The following is a 17,651-nucleotide window of genomic DNA, read 5'->3' on the forward strand; positions in this document are numbered from 1 at the left end:
CTCAAAAGCTTCGAATCGATGGCAGGCCATCGCTTCAACCTCACCACCGTTTCGGTCGAGCCCAATGTCTGGGGCGGCGTCGGCCGCGGGCGGGGAACCGTCCTCCGGCGCCTCAACCAGCTCGTCAAGTCCGCAACATGGCTACAGGAAAAGACCGGCCGCGAACTTCTCGTCCAAGGGCCGCTCACCACCAGCGCACCGGCCACGGCTATGAACGAGTGGGACGTACGGGTTGTCGAAGGTAGCAGTGAGCAGATGGTCCTGCCGGCAAACTCGGTGCACCTAGCCCTAACCGATCCGCCGTATCACGACGATGTCCAGTACGCAGAGCTGTCGGGCCCGTTGCGTGCTTGGGCCCGCCTCGCGAACGAAAAGCTCACCAACGAGGCGCTCACCGGCGAAGCCGTGGTCAACAGCACCACTGGCCAGCTCGTCGATGACGGCGCCTATGAGGCGCTCCTAGGCCGCATCTTTAAGGAGGCCCGACGGACGCTCCGTCCCGATGGACATCTCATCTTCAGTTATGCCAACCGCAGCCCACGCGCCTGGGCCGCCGTCTTCGGCGCGCTGCAGACGGCCGGCCTACGCGCCGTGGGCTGCGAGATGGTTCACAGCGAAAACGAGACTGACCACGCCAAGCGGGGCGTGCGCGCTTGCACCCTCGACCTCATGCTCGACCTCGTCCCTTCCGGACCACACACCGTCGAGCAACACCGGCCGCATCCCGCTCCGGACATTCCACTCACTGATGAACGACGGTTCCTCAGTGTCGTTGCCGACATGTTCCTACAGGTCGGCGACCTTGAAGACGGATGGCGCCTCAAGATCCAGAAGATGCTCTCCGAGCATCCCTTCATCACATCACCGACCGACCGAACTGCCGAAACAACCGTGGAAGAAGTCGCATCTTTAGGCCAGCATTAACCGACGCACAGGACCAGGGGTGGGCAGGGCACCTAGAACTCCTGATCAACACGCTCTTCGTGCTTGCGGCCAACGTCTTACTGTGGCATCCACTGTCTGCTCGTCAGACCGAAAGGCCTTCTCGGCCTTGGCCGCTGGGCTGCGGAAGTGGATCTCCCGGGCCGGTCAGGGCATAGGCAGGTCGGACTTGAGGCACCTGTACGACTGGGCCTTCGGCAGAACTGGGAGCCCAGGCCACACGGCGACACAGGCCCTCCAGTTTTCGCGACCACGAGTGTCCGGGTTAGCCGCGCCTCGCCGAGAGCGTGCCCGACTATGGCCTACTTGACCCGGTCGATGGGTTTCTAGATTTGCATCCTGCGGTCTCCCGACACCATGCAGTCTATCGACTAACTTCACCCGCATTCAGCGCTGTCGGTGCCCGAGACGGTGTACAGGATCTGGTCAAAGGCTCGGTGAGCCTCCTCCCGTGGCAGCTCATATGGCCCTGCCGGATCGGTCATGATCGCGACGAAGCGTTGCCTCAGCGCTGGTAGGGGGTCGATGTCAAGGCGGGCACCTACGTCCTGAACGGCACGAACCACGGTCGCCCCCAATGACGACGACGAGCCGTTGAGGTAGGCGAGCACGGTCGCGCCGAGGCTGCCGAGCACGAGTTCCACGGGCTCCAGCGCTGCGGTCAGCCCTTTTGCGCACGCCGCGACGAGGGCACCGAGTCCGTCGGCATCGTCCCTGGCTAGCCGAGTTAGTTCAAGGACCATCGGACCAACCTCCTCGGCAGCTGTCGCTTGCCAAAAAGCGGGTCGTGTCAGGTTGAGCCGGGCATGCGGCGACATCGGTCCGTCACACTCGAGCGCTTGGACAACCAACGGCCATGGCGAAGGCAGGTCGACGACGTTTCCGCGGAAGAGCTTGGTGACGACGGGCTCGACGTGAATTACCGTTCCGGCGTCAAGGAGCGCCTCGACCAGGGCGAGGGTGCCGAAAGCTGGCACGCCCTGCGACCGGGCCCAGGCTCTCAGGGCTACGTCGTCGCTGTAGAGCGGGATGCCGTTTTGCTTGGCGACGAGAACGGCGGCCACCCAGGGCGTGGTTACGGCGCCGGGTGCGGCAGGTAGGTCTTCGACCGGGGCGGCGACATCTGTCAGCTGGCAGTCCTGTGCTGCTCTCTGAGTTGCCGCTGTGCGGACGACGGAGGACCTCTTCTGCTCGGACGACATTTCTCCCGATGAGAGTCGGCCAGTCTTGGAGGATGTTGGGTCTCGCGCCGCCCTGGCGCGGCTGTTGGCGGCCAGGTGGCTGTGGAGGATGTCCGACGCCACAGGTTTGGCGATTCGGACGTTCAGGAAGGCGGCCCGCACTGTTGGCCACAGCTGGGCGACCGCGGCAGCCAGGTACACGGCGGAGGTCTCGATGCTGACTGTCCCGCCGATCGCCTTCTTCGCCACACTCAGCTCGGCTTCCGTGACCGCGTCGCTGGGATCGACTGCGGGAACGACGCCGGCGAGGTCGTCGGCAAGGGACAGCAGATACGGCAGGCCGGTGGCCAGACTCAGCGAGCCAAGCGCGGCTTGGCCGGCGTGGACGGCCGCGGCAGCGTGTTGTGGGAGCGCGGTCACCAGATCGAGCGGGTCGTCAGGTCTCGCACGGATCTGGCTGACGTCGGCATCGATGCGGACAGCACGGGCTGGGTCATGTTCGCTCAGGAACCTGGTCCAGGCTTGTGTCAGCCGAAGGTGAAGCTCCTCGGACACCGGGACGGGGGGAGGGTCACTCAGGTCGGTGGCTACGACGTCGCCGCCGGTCATCGCTGTGATGTTGGGCGAAGGTCGGCATGTCTGCACGAGCGAGAACAGGAGGCGTCCCACGACCTCGCCCGGGGTGCGGTCGTGTTCCGCTATGGCGAGGGCTTGCTCGGCGCTGGCGGGTGTCCAGCCTTGGAGGCGGTGCAGGTCGGTCCACGCCTGCAGTTGAGGGACGGTGCGGGGCGCGGGGTCGAAAGTCTGCAGGGTCTCGAATGCCCGTTCAGCATTGCCTTGGTTGTATTGGCTGATCACAATCGACCAGGCGTAGTCTCGCTCGTTTCCGTCGAGGTCCGCCGCCGTTGACGAGGGAAACGCGAGCTCGCCCGGCTGGCTCTCGTGCGAGTGTGCTCGCAAGCGGCGTGTTTCGGACAATCCGTCATGTCCCAGCCGTTCGCAGGAGAGCCAATCTCGGCGCTCGGTGAAAATATCGGTCAGTTTGCCTCGCAGGAGATGGCGAAGGCTGATGGGCAGGTCGGCGCGGCCCAGAAGCATGTTGGCCCGGAGAATCACCTCGTCCGTGCGTTCGGCATCGGTCAGCACTTCGAGGGCGTAGAGCGACAGCCGCGGGTCTCCGAACCGGAGGCTCGCGTGGTCGCACGCCCGGACACACTCATCGACGCGCCCTGCCGCGGCGAGTTGCCTGGCGTACTCCTCGGCGACGAGGACGCTCCCATCCCGGGCGACACGTAGCAGGCTCAGGGCCGCGTCGGGCTGGCCCGACGCGGCGAGTGCTTGCGCGTGTAACAAGTCATAGATCCCCTCCGTGAGGTGTCCGTCGTCTCTCATTTCGTCTAGGTCGGGGATGGGCCAGCGGCCAAGTTGCGCCAGATTTTGCAGCGCGACCAGTCGGTGCGGCCCAGCGGCGCCAGAGTTCAGGGCCTCCTGCCATCGCTGAGCTTGTACGTCTTTGCCCGCGTTACATGCCTGGGCGCGAACGGCCGCGCAGTGTGTGATCAGCTCTCGTCGTCCGCTAGCCTCGACCACCTTCGCCAGGCGGTCGCCACGATCCAGCTCGCCCAACTCGTAGCAGAGCCGAGCGGCGTAGAAGGCGAGATTCGGGGATCCTGCCTCGGCGTCAGTGGCCTCACCCTCTGGTCCTTGGAGTGCGACGCGGACCGCCGATCGTTCGTCGCCCGCCATGGCCCGAGCCTGAAGCAGGATCTCAGCAGGCCGAGTGCTGTCCGATCCCCAACGGCGACGCGCGGATCGCGCAGACGCCGCCAGAGCCGCGGCCTGGTGATAGTCCTCGAGCTGGGAGCCACCACCTTTGGGTCGCGGCCGGCGCAGCAGTGCCTCGGCAAGAGCAATCTGTTGCGCCGGAGCGTCGGGCGAAAGAGCCAGTGCCTTCTCGTGCAACTCGACCGCGCCGTCGAAATCGCCAGCGACGGTCCGCTGCTCGGCCATGAAACGGAGGATCGTGGGTTCTACTCTCCCCTGATCTCCTTGCGGCAACGGCGGCAACGAAATGGGCCCCTTCCGTTCGCCGTGCTCGAGGGTGGCGATACCGATGCCTGCCAGACCTCTTGCGCCGGCGGACGACGCCCGCGTCAACAGTGCGTGGGCTCGTTCGCGGTCGAGGTCGGCGAGGAGCAGACCCGCGAAGGCAAAGAACCGCCCCGCCAGGTCGTCGTTGGGGCAGGATTCCGCCGTCTGGCGGAAGCAGTCAGCGGCTAACAATGCCTGGTTGTGCTCGTTGGCGTAGTCGGCCAGCACGGACCACGCTAGCCACGGCCGTTCGCCCCCTTCGGCAATGATCTTCTCGACCGTGGCTCTCGGGTTCCTACGCCCGTTGACCAATTCCTCGGCAAGTTGCTGAGCCAGGTCGGGTGCCGTCTGCCGCAGCGCGACCAGCCTGTCGGCGCATCCGGAAGGGAGATTCCGCAGCCGTTCCCCGAAGGCGTCGTCTGGCTTACGGCGCGCGAGCTCTGCCAGCCTCTCGGCGGATCCGGCGTCCAACTGTTGGGTCGACGGCACGCGTACCTTAAAGCCTGCGCCAGTGGCAACGGCAGTCTCGTCGGTGACGACCTGCCAGTACGCGGTGTGAGTGTCTGGCTGGTAGAGCACCAGCAGCACAGGCAATGGGTAGCGCAGCCAGTAGCGGCGGTGGGTTTGGGATCGTTCGCGGTAGACCCAGCCGCTACCGTCAGGCGCCGGCTCGGAGAACATCGATTGTCCGGACTTGATCTGAAGTCCGAGTAGGCAACCCGTGCTGACACCGTCAACGACCGACTCCACCTGCGCGTCAATCCCGACGTCGGCGACGGGCTGGGGGCGAAAGTGCCAGCCAAGCCTGGTGTTGACCAGCAGCCCCACACCGTGTATGCCGGCGTCGCCGGTCACGGTAGTCAGTAGCTGGGTCACTAGGAGAGGTTAACGGCCACCGCCGACAGGACGGGGACCCGATTGCCTACCGGTGGACTGAGCGATTGGGCTGCGGTGGCGGCTTGTCAACGACGCTACTTTAGTTCGGCGACACCAAATGGGGTCCTGCTATGTTCTCGGGCGTGGATTATCTGTCCCCTGCCATCGCGACCCTCGACGCGAGTGGTGTCCTCGCCCCTCTCGCAGACCTCGTTCGGCAGGTGTACCGGCGGGCAGCGGATCGGCACGAGCCCGAACTCGGCGACGACGCCATGAGCTTCGGAACCACAGTCTGGCGCAACCTGACGAACCTGGGCGTGGCGCAGTTCGCCGGACTCCCCGGCGTCAGCACGCGGATCGAGGACAATTCGCTCGAGATCCTGTGCGCGGGTTACATCCTGCGCCTCTACTCCCTACAGGGTGGCACCGGAGCCAACGTCGAGTCGATCCGCTGGGAGGGCAGTGAGGCCCGGCTCGGTGGCGCTGTCGAGAACAGTCGGCACGGCCAACTCGCTCTCGATGACGACGAGCAGTTCGCCGATGCTTTCGCGGGCGTGCTACCACGTCGGCGGCACCTTCGGGTGGCCCATGCCGGTGACATCGGCACAGGTGAGGCGCTGGCCTACATCGGCCTGCCGCGCGACAACCGTCACGGCGGCTCGCCCTGGTTCGAGGTCCAGTTGTGGATCGGACAGCCCGCCAGGACAACCATTGTGGCGGACGACGGCCCGGCCGGTAGCCTCGTCGGGCTTCGCGGCGAGGTCCCGATCCCAGAGCTAGACCTACAGGTTCGCCCGCGTAACGGCGCGGACAGGCGCCTGTCCGCACTCGCGTGAGGGCCGCCGGCAGCCGGGACGACGCGCCGGCGCTGGCAGCGGCAGCATTCCGGCCTCACGCCTTGACACTCGCCCGCCGGTGGCGGCGGATGCGCAAGAAGGATCTGGCGTACCAGGTGGGTGTCTCCGCGGCAGCCGTGAGCCAGTACGAGCTGGGGCAGTCTCGGCCGTCACCGGCGGTACTGTCCCGCCTTGCCTTGGCCCTGGCCATGCCGGTCCCGTTCTTCGCCGCCGGGTTCGCCGCCCCAGTCATGGCAGGCCAGCCCCACTTCCGGAGTCTGCGTGTCACCAGCCAGGCCGAACGGGACCAAGCGCTTGCTTTCGGCGAGATCGCCTGGCGGGTCGTCGATGTCCTGGAACGACACCTCGATTTGCCCGAACTCCGGCTACCTTCAGTCGATCTTCCCGAAGAAGGCGACAGCGGCGACCTCCAAGCGGCTGCACTCGATGCTCGCTGCGCCTTTGGCTTGGCCGACGAGCCGGTGCCGCACATGGTCCGCCTGCTCGAATCCCGAGGTGTCGTCGTACTGACGCTCCCCGACGTATCCGACAAAGTCGACGCCTTCTCCCACTGGTACGGGGTACGGCCGTTCGTGTTCACCAGCCCTCGCAAGAACGACAAAGCTCGTTCCCGGATGGATGCCGCGCACGAGCTCGCGCACCTACTGCTGCACCACGACGCCGAACCCGGAAGCCAGATCCTGGAGCGACAAGCCACCGCCTTCGGCTCGGAATTCCTCGTCCCGAGCAGCCGACTACGCGACGAGCTGCCCGGCCGCCTCGACTTCGAGCGCCTCCAGGAGTTGAAGAGCCGTTGGGGTATCTCGTTGAAAGCTCTCGTGTACCGCGGACACGAGATGGGCATCTACCGCGACCACACCTACCGTCGAGCCATGACCACGCTCACCGACTGCGGCTACCCGGAGCCCGGCGACCTAGGGCCTCGCGAACAGCCAGCGCTGCTGGGCAGGGCAGCGCAACTACTTGCCGACCAGCAGTACAGCGCAGCATCCGTCGCGCACCAGGCGGGCATGTCGACTGAGCTGTTGCAACTCGTGTTGACGGCTGGCTCGGACCGGATTGAACAAGCAGCCCTTCAGGTCTGACGACCAAGCGTCCTCGAATCTTCACACGGAACAGCAGGTCGAGCCGCCATCGCGCCGATGGCGGCAGGATCGCGACGACAGCCAGCGCGGCAGCCGGTCCTGCGACCTCCAGGATGGGTACGCGTGCAACCGCAGGGTTTCGACCCGCTGTAATTGAATCCGCTTTCGTCTACGGGGCGTCGACCTGCCTCAATTGGCTCAGCAGGTGCAGGTGCCCTCGACGGCTGGGGCGCGATCGCCGGCAGCACGGTCGACGGGCAGTCCTGTGGAACGGTGGGAGGAGCACGCCCCGGATAGACTGCCTGCCGCGGAGATCCCTACGTGACGGGCGAGGTGCACATGGATCCGGTGTCGACCATGGACGAGGACACGGCCCGAATGTTCCTGGAGAAGTTTCCCGAAGCCGCGCGTCTGGTGACCGCCACGACGACCGCGCTCGCTGAAGTACACCAGGCGACGCTGGCGTCGAACGACAGAAGCCAGGACCAGGTGATGCGCGAGTGGCAGGCGGTAGGTGCGGCGATCGACGCGCAGCTGCAGAGAGACGATCTCGATCCGGACCAGCGAGACCGTCTGATCGACCAGCGTTTCCTGGCCGCTCAACGGCTGACCGAAGCCGACGGCAGAAACAAGGCGTTCCTCGACCGGCTGGACGACCGCAAAACGCTGTTTGCGGTGGTCCTCGCCGCCACCGCGATCACCCTCGCAGCCGGCGGGAAGGCGATACTCCAGAACCGTTCACTGCTGAGCCGGATCAGCTGACGATCGCCGCCGAGACAGGACCCGGCATATTCACCCTGACCAGAAGCGGACCTAACCTTTCGGAACACCCTCTCAGACAGAACGAGCCTCACGTCCACGGGAGGCCCGCCATCCTTTCGCCAGGAGTTCTTAGCCTGGGCGTGGGAGGTTGCGGGCCAGCGCCCGCCGTGAAGAACCTCAGCCCGGCGTCCAGGATGGTTCCGGCTCGCCGGGTTTCAGGGCCTTGCCGAGGTAGTACGGGTCGTCGGGTGGCAGGTGCTCGTCGAGCTAGCGGCCGAAGATCTGGTAGCCGGCGTCCCTGAGCTGCTCACCGCGGTCTGCGGTGGTCTCGGTGATGCAGTCGCAGCCAGTGGCGGCACGGTCCGTGTGTACGAGGGTGCCAACCGGTAAACCTCGACCCGACTGCCACAGCTGCCGGCGGAAAGACCGATTACTGTCGGTGGGAGCCAGCCCAAGACTCCCGCTCGGTTGGGGAGGAAGGAAGACCATGATCGATCCGATGTACGAGGTCATCCACGCCCTCGACTTTGACGGGCTTCCGATCGGCGCTCGCCCACGCATGAGTCCTGGTGGCCAGCCCATGAGTCGGGAGGCCGGCTGGGTGGCATTCTGGCCCGCCGAACCCAACCGCTGGATGGTCGAGTTCGCCCGGCCCAGCGACCAAGAGCACCTCTTCCTGCGATTCCGCCTCGGCGGGGTGGTGCAGATCTGGCCACCGAACAACCTGGCCCTGCCGGAGGATGGCTGGATCAAGGCCCCCAGCACGTGGGACTCAGGGGAGCGAGACCTGCGGGCGATCACGGAGGAAACGCTAGATCACCTCCAACTCGTCAGCCCTAGCCAGGTCGACCTCGTCCGCACGAGGCTGCAATCGGCTGTCGACGCTGAGCGGCCCTCCTAGCCGGACCTCGACCCACCATGTCATTGGGGCCATGGCAGACAAACTGGCAGCTGAGGCGAGCAGAGGATGGCGACCGGGGGGCATGCAGAACGGTGGCGGCGCCAGGTGCGCTGGCTCGCCGGTGGTGACGTGCGGCGAACCGCCGGTGCTGATCGCGTAGCTAGTGCCCTGACCACAAACGTTCGCCGGGCTGGTTAGGCGGCCTTGGCTGCGGGGTGGCCCCAGCGGTGTTGTCGTTCGCTGCGGACGCGTGCGCGTTCGCGGCGTTGAGCGCCAGGACGTCGGGGTGGCGGGCGTTGGCGTTGCGCCAGCGCAGGTATCGGTGCAGGTGACGGCCCAGTGCGACGTGGTTGTGGTGGTCGGATCCGGCGACCACGAACGTGCGTAACGGCCCGAAATGGGCCTCGATCGGGTTGGCCCAGGACGCGTAGGTCGGCGTGAAGCAGAGCTCGACCTTGTTCCGGGCCGCCCACTGCCGGATGGCGACGCGCTTGTGCGCGGACAGGTTGTCGAGAATGACGTAGATCGGCGCACCGTCCAGCCGCATCGCGCGGATCGATTTCAGAGCGGCGAGAGTGTTGACCGCGGACTTCTCCTGGTGGATGACGCCGAACATGGTGTCGTCACCGGCGGAGGAGCAGCCATGGAACTGCCGGACGTCGTGCAGTTTGTGATAGTTCGCAGGAAGCCGGTACGGATGGTCTTGCGCTGCCATCCCGCCCCGGCCTGCGGTCGGATCGCCAGCGGCCCGAACTCGTCGAACGCGAACACCCGGTCCGGGAAGTGATGCATGACGTGCTCGATGCGAACCAGGTTCGCCGCACGTTGCGGGTCGTTCGACTCCTTCCACGTCTTCGTGCACTGGAAGGTGATCTCGTGTTCGCGCAGGAGTTGTCGCAGCCGTTCGCGGCCCACCCTGACGCTTCGGACGGGGTTGGTGGCCAGGTACTCGGCGAGTTTGCGGATACTCCGGCGGGTGAACGGTCGCCCGAGTTTCGTCGGGCGTCGCAGTGCTCAAAGCCCACCACCAGCCAACCAGCAGCCTCGAAGTGCCATTCGACAGCGGGTGAGTGAGCCCTGCTGAGGGCCTCATTCACCTGTAGCTCGAAGCACAGTGACCTGCCACCGAAGTCGGTATGGGCCGCTTTCACGAACACCTTCCCGTTCGGTCCCGTGATGGTTGCGGCCATCTCCGCGTGGTCGCCGGTCGTGGCAGGAATGATGTGAGTCCCTCCAGCCCGGTCGGCTACCTCTTTGCTGACGGCCTCGGGTAGCGCGGTCCAGTCAATACGCATCGGTCAGATGGCCCTTTCAGACTCCCGGGTTAGGCGGGCAGCAGGACTTCGCCTCGCCGTCCCAGAACTCGGGGTTGATGTAGTGGCCGGTCGCCTTCAACGCCTGGCGGGTGTACTCCATGGAGGAGCCTTCCGCCATGCCCTCCGTCAGGATCGGCACGTGGTGCACGAAGCCTCCCGCAACTTGCTCGCAGGCGGCGTGGTAGGGATCGGTGTGTTGCAGCGAAACCTGCCAGGCGGCGTCGACGGGCTCGGTGGGGAAGACCCAATAAGACCGGCCGACTTCGGGAGCGCCCAACTCGCGACGCACGTTGATGAACCTGCGTTCGAACGGCACAATCCCAGGGTGATCTCCAGCGTGTTCTTCGATGTGGGCGAGACGATCGTTGACGAATCCAGGGAGTACGGCACCTGGGCTGACTGGCTGGGCGTCCCGCGGCACACCTTCTCGGCCGTCTTCGGTGCGGTCATTGCTCGCGGCTTGGACTACCGCGAGGCGTTCCAGGTATTCCGGCCCGGGTTCGACCTTGCCGAGGAGCGGCGGCGCCGGGCAGACGCTGGGCAGCCGGAAAACTTCGCCGAGGAGAACCTCTACCCGGACGCCCGGCCATGCCTGGCCGCTTTGCAGGAGTTGGGCGTGCAGGTCGGCCTGGCCGGTAATCAGACCGCCCGAGCAGAGTCCATCCTGCGCGCCCTTGATCTGCCCGTCGACGTGATCGGCACCTCGGACGGCTGGAACGTCGAGAAACCGTCGGCCGCGTTCTTCGACCGCGTCGTCACGGAGGCTGGCTGCCCCGCCGACCAGGTGCTGTACGTCGGAGACAGGCTGGATAACGACATCCGGCCGGCGCAGGCGGCCGGGCTTGCGACCGCCCTGGTGCGACGCGGCCCATGGGGATACATCCTCGACGACAAGACCATCAGCGACCGCTGCCTCTTCCACCTCGACTCGCTGGCCGAGTTGCCCGGGCTGGTACGTAGGCACAACGAGTCGGCGGCTTAGCTCCCCGGAAGAGCGGCCCGGCTGGTCGCGAGGGCGGCGACGCGTTCGTCGAGGTGGCTGCCCTCTCGGCTGTCGCCGAGTACCTGCCGGACGGCTCTGACCCGCTCCAGCCCCGTGCCGTACCAGTCGGCCTGCAGGGCGTCCAGGGCCTGGTTGAGGTAGTCGGCGGCGTGGTCTCCGTCGCTGCTGTGCGCCGAGGCCAGGTCGGCGAGGACGACGCTGCGCTGCTTGGCGCCTGTCGCGGTCAGGCCGGCGAGAGACGTGGCCAGGTGGCGGGCGGCCTCGGCATGGTCGCCAGCGGCGAGAACTGCATAGCCAGCGAAGGAATGCAGTCGGTCGGTGTCGTAGTAGTCGAACCATTCGGGCATTTCGGGTCGCGTCGTGATCGCGGTCGCTGCAAGGTCGATCTGATGGCGGCTTGCTGCCCCAGCCCCGGCGCGGGCTTCGACTTCCGAGGCCACGCAGTGCAGCCAGGAGCGGACGGCGGGGCTGACGCCGTGCCAGGTGTGCTGGAGCGCCGCGTCGATAAGTGATCGGGCAGCGGTCGGATCATGTCCGAAGGCCGGGATGAAAGCCATGTGGCCGAGGACGGTGGCGGCCAGCGCGTGGTCTCCGGCCTCACGGGTGGCGGCGAGGGCGACGTCGTAGCAGCGTTGCGCGACGGCAGGCTGGTTGAGATCGAAGAATGCCAGTCGTGCGGTGAGGAGCGCCGACTCGGCGAGGGCGCTGGCGAGGGTCGCCCGGCTGGTGCCGGTGGCCGCGCGGACGAGTCCGGTGCCGAGCTGTGTGTGGGCATACGCAGCCTCGTACAGCGGGCGTGCGGGGCTGGTCCAGTACAGCGTCCGCTGGCACCGCACGATCTCGGCGTAGGCCCTTGGATCTATGGCCTTGGCTTGGGCGTACGCAGCCTGCGGATCGAGTGATAGCAGCGGCGCCACCAGGGGGAGCATGCTGGCGCCGAACAACGCGCGCAGGACGCTGGCCCGATCCCAACCGGTTTCGTCGCCTCCAGTGATCATGTCCCACAACCTCCTGAACTCGTGCAATGTCTCTGCCTGCGGACGCATCGCCAGCTCGTCCGGAGTAAGCAGTCCCAGCTGGTCGGCTGGCTTGTCGAGGATGGCCACGAGATGTTTGCGGTAGCGCGGGTCAGGCCAACGCTCACCGGTTTCCCACCGCCGCACTGTGTTCGCGTTCAGCCCGGTATCGGTCTCGCCAGCGTGACTCATCCCCGTGCGGATGCGCTCGGCGACCTCCTCGTAGGACCAGCCCCGCTGGAGCCTCTCCCACGCTAGCCGCCGGTTGGCGGGGTAGCGCCGTCCGGTCATGCGAGCACCTCCGTGCGTCCTCTGTTGACGACGGCCACGTTAGCCATCTCCGCTACGGGCCGTCACTACCTGGTTGCGAGCGGACGGGTGCTGGACGGTACCGCTTGGCTCCGCCGGACGGTTCGCTGTTGACGAGCATCGACGGCCGCTGCTTGCGGCTCCAGCTCACCAACCCATTGTCATCGACGCCAGGGGATTCATGGTGGAGAGATCGATCGGATCGGGCAAGACGGCCGGAGAGCTGACGCCGCTTGTTGTGGTGGCGACCAGAGGTGCGGTCGTGAGGTTGATTCCTCGTCTGCGTACCGCCATCGGGGCTGCGCGGGCGGGTGACCGGCGGGGTGCTCCCAGCCGCCGCCTCACCTCGGCGGGCCCGCCTTCACACCGGCGGGCCCGCCATGACTGGGCCGAGCAGCGAGAATCGGCCGACCGTCGGACGGTGACATCGTGACCGTGTACATCTCGCGGCACGCCTCCGCAGGCGCCACGGGTGCGCCCGGTCCGGCGGCGCGGCCCTGTGTGCCACCGACGGACCGGATGACGACCTTCCGAGGCGACCCGCCCCTACTGACCTTCGTGTGGCAGCGCGTGCTGTCGCCACCGGCTCAGAGCGGTGGTCGCCGGTGACGGCGCGGGTGCTGGTGACCGGCGCCGCCGGCTTCATCGGTTCGCATGTCGTCGACGCGCTCCTGGCCAGAGGCATTCAGGTGGTCGGCCTGGACCGCCGCCGGCTCGGTCAGGATGCGCTCGCCGATGAGAATTTGGCAGCCGCAGCCGCCAATCCGCTGTTCACACCACTCTGCCGGGATCTGGCCACCGACCGGCTCGATGACGCCGTGGACGGCTGCGACGTCGTATTCCACCTGGCTGCCCGGCCGGGCGTCCGGCCCTCTTGGGGTTCGGAGTTTCACGACTACGCCCAGTCCAACGTCCTCGGCACCCAACGGCTGCTCGACGCGTGTGTGCGATCGGGCGTTCGGAGGCTCGTCTACGCCTCCTCGTCCAGCGTCTACGGGCCGGCAGACCGACCCAGCCGCGAGAACGACCGGACCAGCCCAGTATCCCCGTACGGAGTGAGCAAGCTCGCCGCCGAGCAGCTCTGCGTGGCCTACGCGTGCCGCCCCGACAACCGGCTCAGCGTCGTGGCCCTGCGCTACTTCACCGTGTACGGGCCGCGCCAGCGACCTGACATGGCCATCGGCCGACTGCTGTTCGCGGCCTATACCGGTCTGCCGGTCACCCTCTTCGGCGACGGCAGCCAACGGCGGGAGTTCACGTACATCACCGACGTCGTCGCCGCGACGATCGCCGCCTCTCAGGTAGATGCCCAGTGCGCCGTGGTGAACATCGGCGGCGGAGCGAGCGTTTCCATGCGGGGCGCGATCCAGGAGGCGTCCACGGTCACTGGACGGCACATCCCGGTCCAGGTAGCCGACGTCCAGCCGGGTGACGTTCCCTCGACGGCCGCTGACCTGACCCTTGCCGGCCGGCTACTGGGCTACTGGCCCACCGTCGGCCTGCACGAGGGCATGGCCCGGCAGTCCGCCTGGCTGGTCAACCTCTCCCGCGACCGACTCACCGCGTTCGCCTCCTGACGGAAGGAAACCCTTTTCATGATCGTTTTGACTGCGGACTCTGCGAGCGAACTCTTCGCCGCCGCCAGTCAGGCAGTGCTGCTCAACGGCCGTATCGCCTGCCCGCGCGACATGATGACCACCGAGGTCATCGGGGCGCACCTGTGCCTGACCAACCCTCGGCGCCGGCTGGTCTCCGTGCCACCCGTACGCGTCATCAACCCGGCATTCGCCGTCGCTGAGGCGCTGTGGATCCTCTCTGGCTCGGATGACCCGTGGATCTTCGACTTCAACGACAACCTGCGGCGCTACGCGGACGACGGGATCCTGCAGGGCGCGTACGGGCCACGGATCCGCCGGTGGGGTGGCAGCCTCGACCAGCTCGACGCGGTCGTCCGGAAACTGACGGCCGACCGAGACTCCCGACAAGCCGTCGTCCAGATCTACGACCCGGCACGCGACCACCGCGGCTACCGGGACGTGCCGTGCACCCTCGGATACCGGTTCCTGATCCGGCAGGGCCGGCTCGAGATGCACACCAGCATGCGCAGCCAGGACCTCTGGCTCGGCTTCCCGTACGACATCTTCGCGACCACGCTCCTGCAGGAACTGATGGCCGGCTGGCTCGGTGTCGAGGTCGGCGAGTATCACCACCACGTCGACTCACTGCACCTCTACGCCGATCACGCTCCGGCCGCCGCTGAGTCTCTCCACCACAAACCGACGATCACCGAGATGGATCCGGTCGACGTGGACTGGCCCAGCCTGGACGTTGTCCTCGCGCAGGTCATCTCCGGTGACGAGAACCTGCCCGACGGCACCCTGTGGGACACGTTCGGACGGGTGCTGACCAGCTACCGGACATGGAAGCTCGGCGAGCGGGACCTGGCTAGCAAGATCGCCCACGACACCCCGGGGCCGCTCGGCGCTGCCCTCGTCGCCTGGTACCAGCACCTCACCCGGCCGGCCCTCGCATCGCCGGAGCTGGCATGACCGCGAATGTGGTACTTGGGCTGTGCGCATACACGCATGACTCGGCCGCAGCGCTACTAGTCGACGGCCACCTGATCGGCTTCGTCGAAGAGGAACGGCTCGACGGGGTCAAGCACAGCAAGGCGTACCCGGCACACGGGGTCGCCTGGCTGCTCGACGAGGCCGGCCTGACGCCGTCGGACGTGACCACGGTCGCGTACAACTTCGACGGACGCCGCTACCTACGCGCGCTGGGTCAACTGCCGACCCATCTGCGACAGACTGCCAGCCGCGCCCGAGCCGTACCACGGGCCCGCAGCTTCACCACGGTCCACCGCCGCTACCAGGCCCGGATGCGAGACCTGGCCGAGCGTTTCCCCCGCGCACACCTCCAACCAGTGCCGCACCACCGCGCGCATGCCCTGTACGCCTTCGCCGCCGCCGGTGTGGATGACGCAGCGGTCCTGATCGTCGACAGCCTCGGCGAGTTGCAGACCACCACCACCTGGCACGCCCGTCAGCGCAACTCACGACTCAGCCTCGACCTGGCGCACGCGATCGACGACCCGGCCTCCCTTGGCTACGCCTACGGTGCCGTCACCGAACACCTCGGCTGGCGCCGCGGTGACGAGGAAGGCACCGTGATGGCGCTGGCCGCCCTCGGCGACCCCGCCCGGTTTCGAGAGCTGATGTCCCGGGCGATCCGGCTAACCACCGACGGGTTCACCCTCGACCCAGCTCTGATCGCCCTTCGGGTGCTCGCCAGCCGCTACGGCCGGGTCACACCCGCGTTCACCGCCGCGACCTGCCCGCCCCGCCTGCCGACTGCACCGATAGAGCCCGTGCATGCCGACCTGGCCGCTGCAGTGCAGGAGCGCACCGAGCAGGTGATGCTGCATCTCGCCGCGCGAGCCCGCCGGCTGACTGGCTCCGGGCTGCTCTGCCTAGGCGGTGGGGTCGCGATGAACTGCGTAGCCGCCGGCCTCATCGCCCAGGCCGGCATCGTCGACGAGATACATGTACCACCCGCCCCCGGCGACGCGGGCACCGCGATCGGCGCCGCCGCCCACGCCTTGCTCGAGACGACCGGCCGCCCACCCACCGGCATACGCCACCACTGCTACCTCGGCCCCGCCTATCCCGACCTGGCACTACCGGCCGTACCGCGAGCGGGACTGCACGCCAGCCGCCCCGCCGAACCCGCCCACCATCTGGCCCGGCAGTTAGCCGACGGGGCAATCGTGGGCCTGTTCACCGGCGCGCTGGAGGCCGGGCCACGGGCACTGGGGCACCGGTCGATCCTCGCCTCTCCCCTGGAGGCCGGTGTGGTCGAGCGGCTCAACGCCACCGTCAAGTTCCGCGAACCGTTCCGGCCTTTCGCCCCTGTCGTACTCGCCGACAAGGCCACCGACTACTTCCGGCTACGCCAACCGTCGCCGTACATGTCGCTCGCGGCTCCCGTGACCGAGCTGACCCGCGACAAGCTGCCCGCGATCGTGCACGTCAACGGCACCGCCAGGGTCCAGACCGTCACGCGCGAGCAGCACCCTTTCCTCGCCGACGTTCTCACCCGCTTCGGTGAGATCACCGGCCACCCCGTGCTGATCAACACCTCACTGAACATCAAGGGCAAGCCGATCTGCGGCACGCCGGAGATGGCCCTGGACTGCCTGACCGAATCCGGCCTCGACGCACTGCTCATCGAAGACCAATGGGTGACCAAGTGAAGATTGGCTACAGCTTCTGGGGATTCCTCGGAACCGGCATCACCGACACCCCGGACGGAGGCCGCAGCCACCGCCGGACCTTGGTCGACGGGCTACGTGCAGCCGGCCGTGACATCGTCTTCCTTCAACCCAACCGGGACCTGTGCGAGGCCGGCGACGATCTCACCGGCCACTACCGCTGGGACGTCGGCCTGCCCGATATCGACGCCCTGTTCCTCGAATGGCGCTGGCCCATTCCCGGCCGCAACACCACCGTCTGCGGGCGACCCGGCCATACCTGCGACCTGCATCGGCAGGCCGATCTACTCGACCACTACACCCACCAGCTCGGCACCCCAACGATCCTGTGGGACAAGGACCGTCGGCTGCCCGCAGCGGACCCCCTGCGCCGAACCCGCTACGTCACCGTCTGCGAACCCGCTCTGCACCCGACTCCGGGCGCGGTACCACTGCTCTTTCCTGTCGCCGACACGGCCATCGACGCCGCCGACCCCACCACGCTTGTAGCCCTGCCCCGTCGTACCCCGCTGGTCTACATCGGCAATCAGTACGACCGCGACCACCCGTTCGACACCTACTTCGCGCCGACCGCCGCGCAACTCCCTCACCTGATCGCCGGCAAGTGGGCCGACACCAGGCGCTGGCCGAATCTGAACTTCATCGGCCGAGTCCCGTTCCCCCGCGTCTCCGCGATCTACGCCGACGCGCTCGCCACCGTCCTGCTGCTGCCCGCCCGATACGCCGCCGCCGGGCAGATGACCCAACGAATCTTCGAGGCCGTCCTCGCCGGCTGTGTGCCGCTGCTGCCCGCCGACGTCCGAGGCGCCAATGCGTTCGTTCCCTCATCGCTGATCGTCGGCGACGCCGCAGACGTGCGGCACCGCATCGGCTGGCTCACGGAGATCGCCGGCACCGGTGAGCACGCCAGCCTCATCACCGAATGCCTCCGTCACCTCGACCCGTTCCGGCTCTCAACCCAACTCGAAGTGCTCGACTACCTGCTGCGCCACCCGGAGCCGGTGCGGTCATGACTCACCGTGTCACCACCGAACGAGCT

General features: G+C 67.2%; 14 protein-coding genes and 1 pseudogene. 11 read left to right on the plus strand and 4 right to left on the minus strand.

What is annotated here, in order from left to right; genetic code table 11:
• On the plus strand, window positions 1-924 hold a 924-nt coding region (locus ABZ749_RS01535; protein WP_357221677.1), incomplete at its 5' end, for a hypothetical protein.
• Window positions 925-1,319: 395 nt separating this feature from the next.
• On the opposite strand, the gene ABZ749_RS01540 is transcribed toward ABZ749_RS01535, so the two are convergent.
• Complete coding sequence (locus tag ABZ749_RS01540) at window positions 1,320-5,090, minus strand: DUF4365 domain-containing protein (RefSeq protein ID WP_357221680.1); 3,771 nt, start codon at window positions 5,088-5,090, stop codon at window positions 1,320-1,322.
• A gap of 143 nt (window positions 5,091-5,233) precedes the next feature.
• On the opposite strand from ABZ749_RS01540, the gene ABZ749_RS01545 reads away from it, so the two are divergent.
• The 4 genes from ABZ749_RS01545 (at window position 5,234) to ABZ749_RS01560 (ending at window position 8,695) form a co-directional block, all read left to right on the plus strand.
• The gene (locus tag ABZ749_RS01545) at window positions 5,234-5,926 is read left to right on the plus strand and encodes a hypothetical protein (RefSeq protein WP_357221684.1); all 693 of its coding nucleotides are present in this window, start codon (window positions 5,234-5,236) and stop codon (window positions 5,924-5,926) included.
• Entirely contained in the window at window positions 5,923-7,032 is a 1,110-nt protein-coding gene (locus ABZ749_RS01550; protein ID WP_357221688.1) for an ImmA/IrrE family metallo-endopeptidase, read from the plus strand. Before ABZ749_RS01545 ends, ABZ749_RS01550 begins: the two co-directional genes overlap by 4 nt.
• A 321-nt stretch (window positions 7,033-7,353) precedes the next feature.
• On the plus strand, window positions 7,354-7,794 hold the full coding sequence (locus tag ABZ749_RS01555; RefSeq protein WP_357221691.1) for a hypothetical protein: 441 nt from the start codon (window positions 7,354-7,356) through the stop codon (window positions 7,792-7,794).
• 487 nt (window positions 7,795-8,281) lie between these two features.
• Complete coding sequence (locus ABZ749_RS01560; protein WP_357221694.1) at window positions 8,282-8,695, plus strand: hypothetical protein; 414 nt, start codon at window positions 8,282-8,284, stop codon at window positions 8,693-8,695.
• A gap of 194 nt (window positions 8,696-8,889) precedes the next feature.
• On the opposite strand, the pseudogene ABZ749_RS01565 reads toward ABZ749_RS01560, so the two are convergent.
• Together ABZ749_RS01565 and ABZ749_RS01570 are read right to left on the minus strand one after the other, a co-directional pair.
• A pseudogene (locus ABZ749_RS01565) lies at window positions 8,890-9,700 on the minus strand (IS630 family transposase); the annotation flags it as partial.
• Between the two features lie 306 nt (window positions 9,701-10,006).
• Entirely contained in the window at window positions 10,007-10,327 is a 321-nt protein-coding gene (locus ABZ749_RS01570) for a hypothetical protein (RefSeq protein WP_357221697.1), read from the minus strand.
• A 9-nt stretch (window positions 10,328-10,336) separates the two neighbouring features.
• Between ABZ749_RS01570 and ABZ749_RS01575 the strand changes: the two genes are divergently transcribed.
• Window positions 10,337-10,993 carry an HAD family hydrolase gene (locus ABZ749_RS01575; protein ID WP_357221700.1) on the plus strand — a complete coding sequence of 219 codons (657 nt, stop codon included), beginning with the start codon at window positions 10,337-10,339 and terminating at the stop codon, window positions 10,991-10,993.
• Here ABZ749_RS01575 and ABZ749_RS01580 read toward each other — a convergent pair.
• Window positions 10,990-12,321 carry a helix-turn-helix transcriptional regulator gene (locus ABZ749_RS01580; RefSeq protein ID WP_357221703.1) on the minus strand — a complete coding sequence of 444 codons (1,332 nt, stop codon included), beginning with the start codon at window positions 12,319-12,321 and terminating at the stop codon, window positions 10,990-10,992. The genes ABZ749_RS01575 and ABZ749_RS01580 overlap by 4 nt on opposite strands.
• A 453-nt stretch (window positions 12,322-12,774) precedes the next feature.
• On the opposite strand from ABZ749_RS01580, the gene amcA reads away from it, so the two are divergent.
• From amcA to ABZ749_RS01605, 5 genes are read left to right on the plus strand one after another with little or no spacing between them, the layout of a single operon-like run.
• On the plus strand, window positions 12,775-12,948 hold the full coding sequence (gene amcA, locus ABZ749_RS01585; RefSeq protein WP_357221770.1) for a multiple cyclophane-containing RiPP AmcA: 174 nt from the start codon (window positions 12,775-12,777) through the stop codon (window positions 12,946-12,948).
• Window positions 12,945-13,916: an NAD-dependent epimerase/dehydratase family protein gene (locus ABZ749_RS01590; RefSeq protein ID WP_357221706.1), complete on the plus strand. Its 972-nt coding sequence runs from the start codon at window positions 12,945-12,947 to the stop codon at window positions 13,914-13,916. Before amcA ends, ABZ749_RS01590 begins: the two co-directional genes overlap by 4 nt.
• An 18-nt stretch (window positions 13,917-13,934) precedes the next feature.
• Window positions 13,935-14,888: a thymidylate synthase gene (locus ABZ749_RS01595; RefSeq protein WP_357221709.1), complete on the plus strand. Its 954-nt coding sequence runs from the start codon at window positions 13,935-13,937 to the stop codon at window positions 14,886-14,888.
• Window positions 14,885-16,594, plus strand: a complete 1,710-nt coding sequence (locus ABZ749_RS01600; RefSeq protein WP_357221712.1) for a carbamoyltransferase C-terminal domain-containing protein — start codon at window positions 14,885-14,887, stop codon at window positions 16,592-16,594. Before ABZ749_RS01595 ends, ABZ749_RS01600 begins: the two co-directional genes overlap by 4 nt.
• On the plus strand, window positions 16,579-17,625 hold the full coding sequence (locus ABZ749_RS01605; protein WP_357221715.1) for a hypothetical protein: 1,047 nt from the start codon (window positions 16,579-16,581) through the stop codon (window positions 17,623-17,625). The genes ABZ749_RS01600 and ABZ749_RS01605 overlap by 16 nt, the downstream gene beginning before the upstream one ends.
• The last annotated feature ends 26 nt before the right edge of the window (window positions 17,626-17,651 follow it).

Source organism: Micromonospora sp. NPDC047753, from assembly GCF_040642735.1.
GTDB lineage: Bacteria > Actinomycetota > Actinomycetes > Mycobacteriales > Micromonosporaceae > Micromonospora.